The organism is Nocardia sp. NPDC058244, from assembly GCF_042882065.1.
GTDB lineage: Bacteria > Actinomycetota > Actinomycetes > Mycobacteriales > Mycobacteriaceae > Nocardia.
In genome coordinates, this window is sequence record NZ_JBHVWX010000009.1 from 23,984 (window position 1) to 37,130 (window position 13,147).

The following is a 13,147-nucleotide window of genomic DNA, read 5'->3' on the forward strand; positions in this document are numbered from 1 at the left end:
CGCGTCGTGCGTTCGACCGGCGACAGGAGCGTCGATGCCCGACACGCACCATCCCGCCACCACGGTCCTGCACGTCGGCGGACTGCATCGCGCGGGCTCCCGGCAGACCCTGGCCGCCGCGCTGCGCGATCGGCCCGGCGTTCTGGAGGTCGAGGCCAACCCGCTCGCCCAGACCGCCACCGTGACCTACGACCCGGCGCTGACCTCGGTGACCGACCTGCGCGACTGGATCCGGGACTGCGGCTACCACTGCGCGGGCCGCTCGGTGCCCACCCATCTCTGCGATCCGGGCAGTGAACCGCCCTCGCCGGAGCGCGCTCCCGCGGGCACCGGCATGCCGGCCACTGCCGCGGCCCCGCACGACGCGGCGACGGCGGGGCACCACCACGGCGGCCACGCCGCCATGTCCATGGACGACATGGCCCGCGACATGCGCAATCGGTTCCTCGTCGCGCTCGTCTTCTCCACCCTGGTGATGCTGTGGTCGCCGATGGCCACCCACATGCTCGGCCTGCACCTGGCGGTCCCGTTCGGGCTGCGCGTGGACGTGTGGGCGCTGATCCTGAGCCTGCCGGTGATCTTCTACTCCTCGACGATCTTCTTCACTGGCGCGTGGCAGGCGCTGAAGGCGCACACCCTCGACATGATGGTGCTGGTCTCGGTCGGTATCGGCACCGGCTGGCTGTATTCGCTGTACGTGACGCTCACCGGCGGCGGCGAGGTGTTCTACGAGGCGTCGACCATGCTGGCGACCTTCGTGCTGCTGGGGCACTGGTTCGAGATGCGGGCACGCGGCGGCGCCAACGACGCGGTCTCCACGCTGCTGGATCTGTCTCCGCCGAAAGCCGTCGTGCTGCGCGACGGGAACGAGGTCGAGATCCCCACCGCGGACGTGGCGGTCGGTGACGTGCTGCTGGTGCGCCCCGGCGCCAAGATCGCCGTCGACGGCGTCGTGCTCGACGGCTCGGGCGAGGTCGACGAGTCGATGGTCACCGGGGAGAGCCTGCCGGTCCAGAAGGAACCAGGCTCCCCGGTCATCGGCGCGACCATCAACACCACCGGCAGCCTGCGGGTGCGGGCGACCAAGGTCGGCGCCGACACCGCGCTCGCCCAGATCGTGGAACTCGTGCAGCAGGCGCAGAACTCGAAGGCGCCGGGCCAGCGCCTGGCCGACCGGGCCGCGTTCTGGCTGACCCTGGTCGCCCTGATCGGCAGCCTGACCACGCTGGTGGTGTGGCTGCTGGCCGGCGCCTCGCTGAGCCGGGCACTGCTGTTCGCGATCACCGTGGTCGTGGTGACCTGCCCGGACGCGCTGGGTCTCGCGACACCGACCGCGATCCTCGTCGGCACCGGTCTCGGCGCGAAACGCGGTGTGCTGTTCAAGAACGCGACGGCGCTCGAGGACGCGTCGCGCATCGATGTGGTGGTGCTGGACAAGACGGGCACCCTCACCAAGGGCGCGCCGGAGGTCACCGACGTGGTGCCCGCGCCCGGCGTCGACACCGGGCGGATACTCGCCCTGGCCGCGGCGCTGGAACGCGAGTCCGAGCATCCGCTGGCGAAGGCGATCGTCGACTACGCGAAAGACCAGGACGCGCGGGCACTGTCGGCGACGGAATTCCGGAACGTGCCGGGCCGCGGTGCGATCGCCACCGTCGACGGGCATCACGTCGTCGTCGGCAATCGCGGTCTGCTCGAGCAGGAGCACATCGCTCTGGGCGAGCTGGCGACCCGGCGCGACGACCTGGCCGCCTCGGGGCACACCGCCGTCCTGGTCGCCGTCGACGGCACCGCGGCCGCCGTGATCGCCCTCGCCGACGCCCCGCGACCCACCTCCGCCGACGCGGTCGCCGCGCTGCACGAGCTCGGCGTGGACGTGGTCATGCTGACCGGCGACAACCACGCGACCGCGCGGCGCATCGCCGACGACCTCGGCATCGACACCGTGATCGCCGATGTCCTGCCCGGCGACAAGGCCGACCGGATCGCCGAACTGCAGAAGGCGGGCAGGAAAGTCGCGATGGTGGGCGACGGCGTCAACGACGCGCCCGCCCTCGCGCGGGCCGATCTGGGCATCGCCATCGGTGCGGGCACCGACGTCGCCATCCAGACCGCCGACGTCGTGCTCATGCGCTCGGACCCGTTCACCGTGTCGACCGCGCTGCGTATCGGGCGTGGCACCGTCGGCAAGGAACACCAGAACCTGGCCTGGGCGGTCGGCTACAACGGCATCGCGCTGCCGATCGCCGCCGGGGTGTTCGCGCCGTGGGGGCTGACGATGCGCCCGGAGATCGCGGCCATGGCGATGTCGGGGTCGAGCTTGATCGTGGCACTCAACGCGCTGCACCTCAAACGCCTGCCGCTGCCCGAACCGCCCGACCGGCGACGCGCCGGTGCGGTTTCCGGCCGTCGCCCCGCGAACCGTGCGTCGAGGCTCTAGATTCGTGCCATGGAATCGATCGAGATCGATACTCCGACCGGACGAATCGACGCCCTGATCGCCCGCCCGCAGGGGCCGGGCCCGTGGCCGGGCGTGGTCGTCCTCCACGACGCCCTCGGCGTGAACGCCGACCTGCGCCACCAGCTCGAGATCGTCTCCGGCGCGGGCTATCTGGCGATCGCGCCGAACCTGTTCGCGCGCGGCCGGGTGCGCTGCATCCAGCAGGCGTTCCGCGCCGTCGCGTTCACCGGCAAGGGGCCCGCGGTGGGGGAGATCCTCGCCGCGCGTGACCGCCTCGCCGCCGATCCCGACTGCACCGGCCGGATCGCGGTACTCGGTTTCTGCCTCGGCGGCGGTTTCGCGCTGCTCACCGCGCCGCAGGGTTTCCACGCCTCGGCACCGTTCTACGGCAGTCTCTACGGCGATTACAAGACGCTGCTCGACGGCGCGTGCCCGGTGGTTGCCAGCTACGGCAAGCTCGATCCGGGGCTCGTGGGCGCGGCGGGCAAACTCGAGGCGGCGCTGACCGCGGGCGGGGTCGAGCACGACATCAAGACCTACCCGAACGCCACCCACAGCTTCGCCAATGTGCTGCCCGGAAACGCCGTGCTGGAACGCATCGGCATCGGTTATGACGCGGCCGCCACCGACGACGCCTGGCAGCGCATCTTCGCCTTCTTCGACCGGCATCTGCGCACCGGGGCGTGAGCCGCGCACCACGGTAGCCGGGAGTGTGCGGCGTTTATACTGTGGCCAAGCGCAGCTGACCTGCCGTCGATCGGAGAGCGTCACATGGGGTACCAGCGCATCGTGGTGGGGACCAACGGCTCGGAGTCCGCGCAGACGGCGGTCGCCGTCGGCGGCGAACTCGCGGTCAAGCTCGCACTCGGGGTCACCGTCGTGAGCGTCTGGAAGGAAGCGACGCTGAAGGCAGGCACCGACGCCGCCTGGGCCGAGGACAACACCGCGGCCGCCGCCGAGGTGCTCGCCGAGGCGGGTGTCACCGAGGTGCTGCGCAGCGAACTGCCCGGCACGGCGGGCGCGGTCCTGCTCGAGGTCGCCGCCGCCGAACCCGGCACCCTGCTGGTCATCGGTGGGGGCGGGCTGGGCAGTTCGAAGGCGCGCCTGCTCGGGTCGACCGCCAATCACGTGTCCCATCACAGCGAATCCGATGTGGTGTTCACCCACAAGATCCCGAAACGCTGGACCACAGTCGGTCTCACCACCGACGGGTCGGCCAGCTCGATCACCGCGGTGCGCCGCGGCTACGACGTGGCCGTCGCGCTCGGCGCCCGCCCGTTCCTGGTGACCGCCGCCAAGACCGACGACGACGGCGCCGTCACGCTGATCGAGGTGGAAGGCCAGGCCCAGGTCGAGGATCCGGAGCTGTTCGGCCGCGATGTCCTCACCGGCGTGCCGGCGGCCGAGGCGATCTGCAACGCGGCCTGGAAATACGACCTGGTCGTCATCGGCAATCGCGGAATGAGCGGTCCCGCACGCCTGTTGGGCTCGGTCGCCAACAAGGTCACCCACGACATCGACACCAACCTGCTGCTGGTGAACACCACCCATGGCTGAGTTGAAGGTTTTAGTTCAGGTTTGCTCCGGTTTAGCGGGTAACCACGAAAGCTGCCCGAAACCACCTGGTCGGTCACTTATGATGACCCGAACGCGCGAGGTTCGGAACACGACGGAGTGGACGCCGGATGAATGCTGGGATCGAAGCGGCGGGCTTCTTCGGCCTGCTCGACTGGGAGAAGACGACCGGCCTGAGCAAGTTCTGGGTCGACATGATCAGCATTCCGATCTTCAGCGCCATGGCCGGCTTGATCACCAACTGGACCGGCGTGATCATGCTGTTCGCGCCGGTGCGCTTCACCGGGTTCTATGTGCCGGGCCTCAAGACGATCTTCCCGCTGCTGCCGCGCAAGGTGCAGATCCTGCCGACCTTCGCCCCCGGCGGCATCCTCGGCTTCCAGGGCTTCATCCCGGCCCGCGCCGAGAAGATGGCCAGCTTGATGGTCGACAACGCCGTCGCCAAGATCGGCACGGCCAAGGACTTCTTCGACCAGATGGATCCGCGCAAGATCTCCGCGCAGGTCGCCCAGGTGGCGCTGCCGAACGTGCGGTCGATGGTCGACTCGATCATGGTGACCGAGCATCCGCAGCTGTGGGCCGACATGCCGCCGCGCGCACGCGAAGTCGTGTACTCGCGGGTGGAGGCGGAACTGCCCGCGATCACCGATCGCGCCTTCGACTTCATCGGCGCCAATATCGACCAGCTGCTCGATGTGAAACTGATGGTCGTCGGCTATCTGCGGCGGCGCCCGGAACTGCTCAAGGACGTCATCTACGGGCTCGGCGCACCGGAGTTGCGGTTTATGACCCGCAGCGGGGTGATCGGGTTCCCGTTCGGGGTCGTCGTCGCGCTGTGGTTGTCGTTGCTGCACTACAGCACCCCGCACGGGGACACCCCGGCGCTGATCTCGCTGCCCGGCTGGCTCTACGACATCCTGCACTTCCTGCCCGCGTGGGCGTGGGTGCTGTTCGGCGGCGCGGTGGTGGGTGTGCTGGTCAACATCATCGCGATCAAGGTGGTGTTCGAACCGGCCACCCCGCAACCGCGCTACAAATACCCGTGGCGGGTGGCGAAATTCGCCAAACGTCAGCATCAGGCGGCGGCCGATCTCGGGCACGCGATCGGCTATCAGATCGTCACTCTCGATGTCGTCGCCGAGCAGCTCCTGGAGGGGCCGAGCGGCGACAAGACCCGCGCGGTCATCGCCCACTTCCTCAAGGCCGAGATCGACCGGGTGCTGGGGCCGCTGCGGTCGGTGACCCGGCTCGCGGTGGGGCCCCGCCAATTCGACGCCATCCAGGCCACCGCGGGCGCGAGCCTGGCGACGGAGATGAAGCCGTGGCTGGTCGACGATGTCGAGTTCTCCCAGACCACGGCGGCCAGCGTCGACCGCCTGGCCACCGAGAAACTGCGCGAACTGCCGCCGGAGGAGTTCGTCGAAATGCTCTACACCGCCATCGAACAGGACGCCTGGCTGCTCTACGCGCACGGCGGCGCGCTCGGTGTGCTCGTCGGCGCCCTGCACCTACTGGTCTTCGGAGCGTGAGCATGGACGACCGCGAGAACCTGCCCGAACCCACCCCGGAGCCCGGGATCCCGACCGACCTGGTCGGGTTGGCGCGCATCGCGGGACTGTCGTTGCGCCACATCGTCGGCGCGGTCACCAAGGGCGCGCTGCACACCGCGACCGACCTCGCCGACGACATCCGCGCGGGCGAGCCGATGTCGCAGATCATCGACGAGCGTATCGACGCGCTGCGCAAGATCGCCCTGGGCGCGCTCGGGCTCACCAGCACCGCGTCGGGGGTGTACGGGCAGGCCGAAACCAGTGTCGGCGCCGCGGATCTGAAGGCCATGGGCGACGCGATGATCACCGAGGGCTGGGATTCGGCGCAGCAGCCCCGCGACCTGCATCCCTCGTTCGTGCCGATCCTGCACGACCTGACTCCCGACGAGGCACGCATCCTGCGGTTCCTGGCGGTCGCGGGCCCACAACCCGCGATCGACATCCGCACCAAGGCGCCGTTCGGGATCGGCTCGCAGCGCCTGGCCGACGGCATCAACATGATCGCCTACATGGCCGGCTGCGCGCTGCCCGAACGCGATCACCACTACCTGGGCAATCTGAGCAGGCTCGGGTTGGTGCGCTTCTCCACCGAACCGGTCGCCGACTTCCGCCGCTACGCGTTCCTGGAGGCCCAGCCCAGCGCTCAGGCCGCCTACAAGTCGGTGAAGATGCGAGCGATCAGTTCCTACCGCAGCATCTACCTGTCGGTGTTCGGCAAGCAGTTCTGCGACGCGTGTTTCGTGCTCGGCGACTACACCGGGGGCGGCTGGGCCAGCGACGATCGTGGTGACGTCTATCTGGGCAAGGGCCCCCGGCTGCCGTGAGCCGCGTCAGTCCTTGCCGCGCAACGCATCCAGCACGCCGGCGAACATCACCGACTTGATCGCGGTCAGCGTGGGCTGGTCCTTGCCGCCGAACGGGGCGACGGTCGCCAGCGCGGTGTCGAGTACCGCGTCCTCACCGACGGCGGCGTCGACCAGGTCGTAGGCCAGCGCGTCGGTGCCACCGAAGCGGCGGCCGGTGGTCATCGCGGCGACCGCGGTCCGCGGCGGCACCTTGGCCTGGATCAGCGCGGCCATGCCGTTGGTGAACGGGATCCGGATGTCGGCCTCGGGGAAGCAGAAGAAGCCGCGATCGGCTCGCATGATCCGGTAGTCGTGGGCGACGGCGAGCATGGCGCCCGCGCCGAAGGCGTGCCCGCCGATGGCCGCGGCGGTCGGCATCGGCAGCGTGAGCATGCGGCCGAACAGGGTGTGCACGGCTTCGACGTACTCGGCGGCGCGATCGCCGTTGGCGGACAACCAGTCCAGATCCAGACCGTTGGAGTAGATCTTGCCGGTCGCGGTGGTCACCAGCGCGGCCGCGCCCTCGGCGACGGCGGTGTCGAGGTGGGCGTGCACCTCGGTGATGAAATCGGGGGAGAAGCGGTTCTCCCCGTCGCCGAGGTCGAGGATCGCGATCGCGTCGTGGTGGCGCAGGGTGGGCATGGAGGGGTTCCTTTCAGCGGGGGCCGAGTTCGAGCACGGCACGGACAGCGGCGCGCAGATGCCTGCGGGCCAGGGGATCGGTGAGCCGGTCGCGCCGCAACAGCAGCGCGGTCGGCAGGTCGACCAGGCAGGTGGTGACGGTGGCGACGCCGCGCCGGTCGGCCCGACCCCACAGCGCCCGCGCGACGCGCGACAGCGCGGTCAGCAAGGCCTTCTCGGTGTCGGCGATCTGGCGGGTGAGGTCGACCGGCAGATCACCGTCGAGGAGTTCGGTGCGGTCGACGAGCAGCAGCAGGCGTGCCGAGTCGGGGTGGACGTCGGCCAGGCGCGCCGGCGTCTCGGCGGCGTCGACCACCGCGTCGATCCGCGCGTCCGGGTCGGTGGCGGCGACGGCGCGATCGATGTCGGCGGCCTGAAGAGCCAGGAATCGGCGGGCGGCGCGTAACCAGGTGCGCGCCAGCACTTCCTGGCGGGAGCCGAAGGTGTGGTACAGCGCGCCGTTGGACACCCCGGTCGCGGCGGCGACCGCGCGCACGGTCACCGCCGCGGAACCGGAGCGCGCGGCGAGGTGCTCGGCGGCGTCCAGCACGGTCTCCGGGTCGTGAGTTCGCGGTCTCGGCATGAACAAAAGTTTACAGAGCGTCTGCTCTGTTATTCCATCCGGGTGCACTCGTCACCTGGTAGCGCACGGATTTTGTTCCAGCACTTGGTATTTCGATCTCACGTTTCGCGATTCCGCCACAGCGTAGACTTCGTTACGCTCGCGCGAGCCCTCGTTACGATCGGGTACTGTTCGCATTCTTCGGTCCTGTCCGCACGCACAGATCGGCATCGCGATGTCCCGAGTGGTCACCAAGGAGCAGTACTACGACACCGCCGTGGCGGTGCTCGCCGAGTTCGGCTTCAAAGGCCTCAACATCGGTGTGCTGTGCCGTCGCCTCGGGGTCACCAGCGGCTCGTTCTACCACCACTTCGGCTCGTGGCAGGGGTTCGTGGACACCCTGCTCGAGCACTGGGAGAACCGGCAGATGCTCGAGCTACGCGCGCTCGATGTCGGCCACGGCGATCCGGACGCCGACGTGCGCGCCATGTCGGAACTGGCGGGCGGACTCGAACACGGCGCCGAAGCCGCGCTGCGCGCCTGGGCGGCCAACGACGAGTCGGTCCACGTCGCGGTCAAGCGCGTCGACGAATCCCGGCGCCGCACCGTGCATCGCGTGATCGACAGCGTCGTCGGCGACACGGCCACCGCCACCGTCGTCACCGAGTTCGGCATGGCGATGCTGATCGGCTACCAGCAGCTCGCCGCCACCGGCGAACCCACCGAACTCGACCAGCTGCTCGCCGAATACGCGCGGCTGATCTATTCGCACCGGCCTCAGCCGAGCAACTCGTCCACGTAGCACCAGCGCCACACCTCACCGGGCTCCACGCTGCGCATCACCGGATGCGCCGAGGACCGGTAATGAGCGCTCGCGTGATTGCCCAGCGACGACTCACAGCACGCGATGTTGCCGCAGTCGGTGCACATCCGCAGATGCACCCAGGCCAGCCCCTCCGCCACGCACTCCCGGCACACCAGCGCACCGTCCGGCTCCCGCAGCAGCGGCGCGTGTTCGAGGTGGGTGCAGCCGTCGGCGGGCGCGGCGCCCGAGAGCGGTTCGGTGCCGGGTTCGTCGTCGGCTTCGTCGAAGCGGTCGATCATCGATTCCTCGAGGTCCAGGCGCGCGAGAACGTGCTGCAGCACTTCGTAGTCCACCGCGCCCGCGTCCCGGACCGCGAGCACGGCATCGCGTTCGGCGGCCAGCATCGCCAGCCGCAGACGCCGGTACTCGGCTGTCGGGGTCACCAGTTCGGCCTCGGGTCGGCCCAGGCGTTCCCAGGCCGCGTTGGTGCGCCAGATCAGCCGTTGCCGCAGCGACTCGATCACCGGTTCCGGCGTGTCCGGGCCGATCCGCTTGTCCAGCTCGGCCAGCCCCGCGCTCGACGCCTGTTGCAGCAGATCGGCTTTCGCGAGCGCGTCCTCGGCCCGGCTGGGTCCGCGCAGCCGCAGTAGCCGCACCAGCCACGGCAGCGAGGTGCCCTGCACCAGCAGGGTGCCGCCGACGACCACCAGCGCCAGCAGTTCCAGCACCGGCAGCTGCGGGGTCGACTCGGGGAGCAGCAGCACCGCGGCCAGGGTCACCACGCCGCGCATTCCCGCCCACGACACCACCGCGGCATGGCTCAACGGCTCGGTCTCGCGCCCGAACAGCCGGGCCACCAGCACCGGCGTGAACACCCAGATCGGCCGGGCCAGCATCACCGCGGCCAGCACCGCCACTGCGGCGACCAGCAGGGTGCCCCGGTCCAGCCCGCTGTGCCAGGCGGCCTCGACGATCCAGCGCACCTGCAGGCCGATGATCAGGAAGACCGTGCTCTCCAGGATGAACTGGATGGTCCGCCAGTTCGTCGACTCGGCGACCCGGGAGGCCGCGCCCTGCCAGCGTTGCGCGCCGTGCCCGAGGATCATCCCGCAGGTCACCACCGCGATCACCCCGGAGGCGTGGACGTGCTCGGCGGGCAGGTACGCCACGAACGGGGCGAGCAGCGACACCGTGGTGTCGAGGACCGGGTCCTTGATCCGCTTGCGCAGCACCACCAGTGCCGCCGCGACGGCCCCGCCGACGACCGCCCCGCCGACCGCGGCGAGCAGGAAGTCCCCGCCGATCTGCCACACCGTCACCGCGCCCGCCATGGCGGCGATCGCGCCCCGCAGCGACACCAGCGCCGTCGCGTCGTTGAACAGCGATTCGTCCTCGAGGACGGTCACGATGCTGCGCGGCATGCCGGTGCGGCGGGCGATCGCCGTCGCGGCCACCGCGTCCGGCGGCGCGACCACCGCGCCCAGCGCGACCGCGGCCGCGAACGGGATCGGCAGCAGCCACCAGGCCACCAGCGCCACCGCGAAGGTACTGAACAGCACCAGCCCGACCGACAGCGACGCGATCGTGCGCAGATTGTCCTTGAAGTCGACCAGCGAGGTCCGCAGGGCGGCGGTGTAGAGCAGCGGCGGCAGCAGCCCCAGCAGCACCACCTCGGGCTCGAGATGCACCTGCGGCACCATCGGCACATAGGACGCGGCGACGCCGGCGACCGTCAGGACGAGGGGTTCGGACACCCCGAACCGTCGCGCCAGCGCCGCCAGCGCGGTCGCCGAGCCGACGAGAATCACCAGACCGATCGCCACATGCACGACCAGCATTCTTCCATCGCGGTCACTCCGGGGACGCCCCCGCGCTCAGCCGACCTGCTCGGCACCCCCGAGATGACCGACCTCGCCCCACACCCGCAGGCCCAGCCGGCTGCCCTCGCGCCGCCACTGCGACACCGACGCGTTCGGGACCGGTTCGAGCGAGTCGGGCACGGCGGCGCCCATGCCCTCCAGGATGTAGCGCATCGACATCACCACCGCGTCGTGGGTGACCACCAGCACCTGCTCGCCCGCCGCGACGACGTCGAGTTCGTCGAGGAAGCTGCGCACCCGCAGGGCGACATCGGCCAGCGACTCGCCGCCGGGCGGCCGGTAGACCCAGTTGCCGACCCGTTCGCGCCGGGCCGCCTCCTCGGGGGAGCGGCGCCGGATCGCCTTGTACGGGTGCAGTTCGAACACCCCCATCTCGCGGTCGCGCAGCCGCTCGTCGACCAGGGTGCGGATCGGGCGCAGGTGCCGGTTCCGGGTAACGGCGGCCTCCGCCATCACCGCCCAGGTGAGCCGGGTGCGCAGGTAGGGGGAGCAGACCACCAGCCCCGGCCGCTGGACGCCGGCGAGACCGGCCAGCCACTCACCCAGGCACTGCGCCTGCCAGTGCCCGAGCTCGGTCAGTTCGACCTCGGCGTCGGTGCCGCGCATCGGCCGCAATTCGGTCGCCGGGTCCGCGTACCAGGCGTTGGCCGTGCTCTGGGCGTGCCGCACGGCCCACAACCCGTCCAGCGCGCGTGGCACCGTCAATCCTTCGGGCACCTGCACCCACCCCCTCCGCTGGTCGAACCCCATCGATGTCCTTCGTGCTCGTCCCGTCGTGCCCGGACGCGCCAGGGAATAGCGGCTTCGTCGCCGGCGTTGTACCCCGAGAATTGAACGCCTGTCCAGATATTTCCGGCGGATCGCCGCCGGATTTTCGTGTGCCGGAGGAGGCCCGCTTGACCACCAGAGTAGAGATCTGGACCGACATCAACTGCCCGTTCTGCTACCTCGGGAAGGCGCGCTTCGAAGCCGCACTGGCCGACTTCGACCATCGCGACGACGTCGAGGTCGTGCACCGCTCCTACGAACTCGATCCCGGCCTGCCCGCCGACGAGTCCGGCCCCGTGATCCCGCGCATCGCCGCCAAATACGGCATCAGCGTCGACCAGGCCGCCGCCAACGAGCGCGGCATCGGCGCCCAGGCCGCCCAGCTCGGCCTGCCCTACCAGACCTCCGGCCGCGACTACGGCAACAGCTTCGACATGCACCGCCTGCTGCACTTCGCCCTCGACCAGGGCAAGCAGGACGCCCTGCTCGACGCCCTCTACGCGGGCAACTTCGCCGAAGCCGAACCGGTCTTCGCCGACACCGAACGCCTTGTCGCCCTTGCGGTTCGCGCCGGTCTCGACGAGACCGCCGTGCGCGACGTCCTCGCCGACCCGCACGCCTACGCCGACGCCGTCCGCCAGGACGAACGCGAAGCCGCCCAACTCGGCGCCACCGGCGTGCCGTTCTTCGTCTTCGACAACAAGTACGCCGTCTCCGGTGCCCAGCCCACCGAGGTCTTCACCCAGGCCCTGACCACCGCCTGGAACGACCGGCCCGCACCGATCGTGATCGCCGACGCCGACGCGTGCGGCCCGGACGGCTGCAAGATCTGACCCGCTACAGGTCGATGACGACCTTGATATCGGTGTGATCACCCGGCTCGAACGCCTCGAGCGCGCGCTCCAACGGCAGTCGCCGGGTGATCAACCGGGCCAGCCACGCCGGATCGGCCTTCGCCAGCGACTCGGCGGCCAGCTGATAGTGGTGCCGGTTGGCGTTGACCGAACCGAACACGACCGCGTTGTCGAGCACGATATTGCGGTTCAGCGCACCCACGTCGACCGGGGAATCCTTGCCCGCCGCTGTCACCCCGGTCAGGCACACGATCGAGCCCGGAGTGTCGAACTGCATCAGCTGCAGTGTCACCGCCGCCGCACCCGTCGCCTCGATCACCACATCCGGGCTGATCTTCTCGGCCACCGCCGTGGCGGACCCGGTGTGGAAGGTGCCACCGAGATCGGCCACCAGCCCCGGCTTCGGCCCCGCCGTCGACCGGTCGAGCACGTGCACGTCGAGCCCACGCTGCGCGCCGAGCATCGCCGCCAGCAGCCCGATCGGGCCCGCGCCGGTGACCAGCACCGTCTTCGGTTCGAACCAGGCCCGCTGGTTGATCCGCTCGATCTGATCCCACGCCTTGGCGACCACCGTCGTCGGCTCCATCAGCACCCCGACCTCGGCCAGGGACGGATCGAGCCGCACCGTGTAGTCGGCATCGACCACCCACGCGGTGGACCCGTACCCGTCGATCTCCTTGATCCCGCGCTCCACGTACTGCCCGTTGCGGCACATGTCGAATTCCCCACGCGCACACGCCCCGCACGGTTGCGGGTCCGGCCTGCGCACGATCCCCACGACGAGATCGCCCGGCGCGAAATCACTTCCGGCCGGCGCGGTGCGCACCCGACCCAGCGACTCATGCCCGAGGACCAGCCGTTCCCGCCCCGGCGGCGCCCAACCGTAGATGCCCGAGGCGATTTCGCGGTCGGTGCCGCAGATGCCCAGCGACACCCCGTCGACCAGAAGCTCGTTCGGCCCCGCCACCGGATCCGGCACGTCCAGCACACTCAGCGAACCGGCCTGTTCGGGCACCACGGTCAAAGCACGCATGTCGGTTTCCCTTCCGCCACCCCGGGCGACGCTGTCGACAACCTGCACGAGCAACTCACTCGCGAACCCGCGAGCACACGCACCACCTGCGCCAACGGTACGGGAACCCGCCGGGATCCCGCAGTACCGCGAT

The 13,147-nt window shown here is 70.1% G+C and carries 12 protein-coding genes; 7 read left to right on the forward strand and 5 right to left on the reverse strand.

Annotation, left to right across the window (positions count from 1 at the left end; translation table 11 throughout):
- The first annotated feature begins 34 nt into the window (after nt 1-34).
- The 5 genes from ACFVW6_RS26695 to ACFVW6_RS26715 all read left to right on the forward strand — a co-directional run bounded on the left by ACFVW6_RS26695 (nt 35) and on the right by ACFVW6_RS26715 (nt 6,410).
- Entirely contained in the window at nt 35-2,440 is a 2,406-nt protein-coding gene (locus ACFVW6_RS26695; RefSeq protein WP_378825817.1) for a heavy metal translocating P-type ATPase, read from the forward strand.
- A 9-nt stretch (nt 2,441-2,449) separates the two neighbouring features.
- Complete coding sequence (locus tag ACFVW6_RS26700; RefSeq protein WP_378825819.1) at nt 2,450-3,148, forward strand: dienelactone hydrolase family protein; 699 nt, start codon at nt 2,450-2,452, stop codon at nt 3,146-3,148.
- An 84-nt stretch (nt 3,149-3,232) separates the two neighbouring features.
- Nucleotides 3,233-4,018, forward strand: a complete 786-nt coding sequence (locus ACFVW6_RS26705) for a universal stress protein (protein WP_378825821.1) — start codon at nt 3,233-3,235, stop codon at nt 4,016-4,018.
- A 128-nt stretch (nt 4,019-4,146) separates the two neighbouring features.
- The gene (locus ACFVW6_RS26710) at nt 4,147-5,565 is read left to right on the forward strand and encodes a hypothetical protein (RefSeq protein ID WP_355272131.1); all 1,419 of its coding nucleotides are present in this window, start codon (nt 4,147-4,149) and stop codon (nt 5,563-5,565) included.
- Nucleotides 5,566-5,567: 2 nt separating this feature from the next.
- The gene (locus ACFVW6_RS26715) at nt 5,568-6,410 is read left to right on the forward strand and encodes an Abi-alpha family protein (RefSeq protein ID WP_355273024.1); all 843 of its coding nucleotides are present in this window, start codon (nt 5,568-5,570) and stop codon (nt 6,408-6,410) included.
- A 6-nt stretch (nt 6,411-6,416) separates the two neighbouring features.
- Here the strand turns inward: ACFVW6_RS26715 and ACFVW6_RS26720 are convergent, their stop codons facing one another.
- Together ACFVW6_RS26720 and ACFVW6_RS26725 are read right to left on the reverse strand one after the other, a co-directional pair.
- Nucleotides 6,417-7,073 carry an enoyl-CoA hydratase-related protein gene (locus ACFVW6_RS26720; RefSeq protein ID WP_378825823.1) on the reverse strand — a complete coding sequence of 219 codons (657 nt, stop codon included), beginning with the start codon at nt 7,071-7,073 and terminating at the stop codon, nt 6,417-6,419.
- A 13-nt stretch (nt 7,074-7,086) separates the two neighbouring features.
- Nucleotides 7,087-7,695 (reverse strand): TetR family transcriptional regulator, encoded by a 609-nt coding sequence (locus ACFVW6_RS26725; RefSeq protein ID WP_378825825.1) that lies wholly within the window; start codon nt 7,693-7,695, stop codon nt 7,087-7,089.
- A gap of 214 nt (nt 7,696-7,909) precedes the next feature.
- On the opposite strand from ACFVW6_RS26725, the gene ACFVW6_RS26730 reads away from it, so the two are divergent.
- Nucleotides 7,910-8,476, forward strand: a complete 567-nt coding sequence (locus ACFVW6_RS26730; RefSeq protein ID WP_378825827.1) for a TetR/AcrR family transcriptional regulator — start codon at nt 7,910-7,912, stop codon at nt 8,474-8,476.
- Here the strand turns inward: ACFVW6_RS26730 and ACFVW6_RS26735 are convergent.
- Both ACFVW6_RS26735 and ACFVW6_RS26740 read right to left on the reverse strand, forming a co-directional pair.
- Nucleotides 8,452-10,317 (reverse strand): Na+/H+ antiporter, encoded by a 1,866-nt coding sequence (locus tag ACFVW6_RS26735; protein WP_355272124.1) that lies wholly within the window; start codon nt 10,315-10,317, stop codon nt 8,452-8,454. The genes ACFVW6_RS26730 and ACFVW6_RS26735 overlap by 25 nt on opposite strands.
- Nucleotides 10,318-10,353: 36 nt before the next feature.
- Nucleotides 10,354-11,058: a histidine phosphatase family protein gene (locus tag ACFVW6_RS26740; protein WP_357347030.1), complete on the reverse strand. Its 705-nt coding sequence runs from the start codon at nt 11,056-11,058 to the stop codon at nt 10,354-10,356.
- Nucleotides 11,059-11,255: 197 nt separating this feature from the next.
- On the opposite strand from ACFVW6_RS26740, the gene ACFVW6_RS26745 reads away from it, so the two are divergent.
- The gene (locus ACFVW6_RS26745; RefSeq protein WP_378825830.1) at nt 11,256-11,960 is read left to right on the forward strand and encodes a DsbA family oxidoreductase; all 705 of its coding nucleotides are present in this window, start codon (nt 11,256-11,258) and stop codon (nt 11,958-11,960) included.
- A 4-nt stretch (nt 11,961-11,964) separates the two neighbouring features.
- Here the strand turns inward: ACFVW6_RS26745 and ACFVW6_RS26750 are convergent, their stop codons facing one another.
- Complete coding sequence (locus ACFVW6_RS26750) at nt 11,965-13,014, reverse strand: glucose 1-dehydrogenase (RefSeq protein WP_378825832.1); 1,050 nt, start codon at nt 13,012-13,014, stop codon at nt 11,965-11,967.
- Between the last annotated feature and the right edge of the window lie 133 nt (nt 13,015-13,147).

What these genes read in the sequence shown, in the direction of transcription:
- ACFVW6_RS26750 (WP_378825832.1), bottom strand. Translation starts at nt 13,014, where the DNA reads ATGCGTGCTTTGACCGTGGTGCCCGAACAGGCCGGTTCGCTGAGTGTG.
- ACFVW6_RS26730 (WP_378825827.1), top strand. Translation starts at nt 7,910, where the DNA reads ATGTCCCGAGTGGTCACCAAGGAGCAGTACTACGACACCGCCGTGGCG.
- ACFVW6_RS26695 (WP_378825817.1), top strand. Translation starts at nt 35, where the DNA reads ATGCCCGACACGCACCATCCCGCCACCACGGTCCTGCACGTCGGCGGA.
- ACFVW6_RS26700 (WP_378825819.1), top strand. Translation starts at nt 2,450, where the DNA reads ATGGAATCGATCGAGATCGATACTCCGACCGGACGAATCGACGCCCTG.
- ACFVW6_RS26705 (WP_378825821.1), top strand. Translation starts at nt 3,233, where the DNA reads ATGGGGTACCAGCGCATCGTGGTGGGGACCAACGGCTCGGAGTCCGCG.
- ACFVW6_RS26725 (WP_378825825.1), bottom strand. Translation starts at nt 7,695, where the DNA reads ATGCCGAGACCGCGAACTCACGACCCGGAGACCGTGCTGGACGCCGCC.
- ACFVW6_RS26720 (WP_378825823.1), bottom strand. Translation starts at nt 7,073, where the DNA reads ATGCCCACCCTGCGCCACCACGACGCGATCGCGATCCTCGACCTCGGC.
- ACFVW6_RS26715 (WP_355273024.1), top strand. Translation starts at nt 5,568, where the DNA reads ATGGACGACCGCGAGAACCTGCCCGAACCCACCCCGGAGCCCGGGATC.
- ACFVW6_RS26735 (WP_355272124.1), bottom strand. Translation starts at nt 10,317, where the DNA reads ATGCTGGTCGTGCATGTGGCGATCGGTCTGGTGATTCTCGTCGGCTCG.
- ACFVW6_RS26710 (WP_355272131.1), top strand. Translation starts at nt 4,147, where the DNA reads ATGAATGCTGGGATCGAAGCGGCGGGCTTCTTCGGCCTGCTCGACTGG.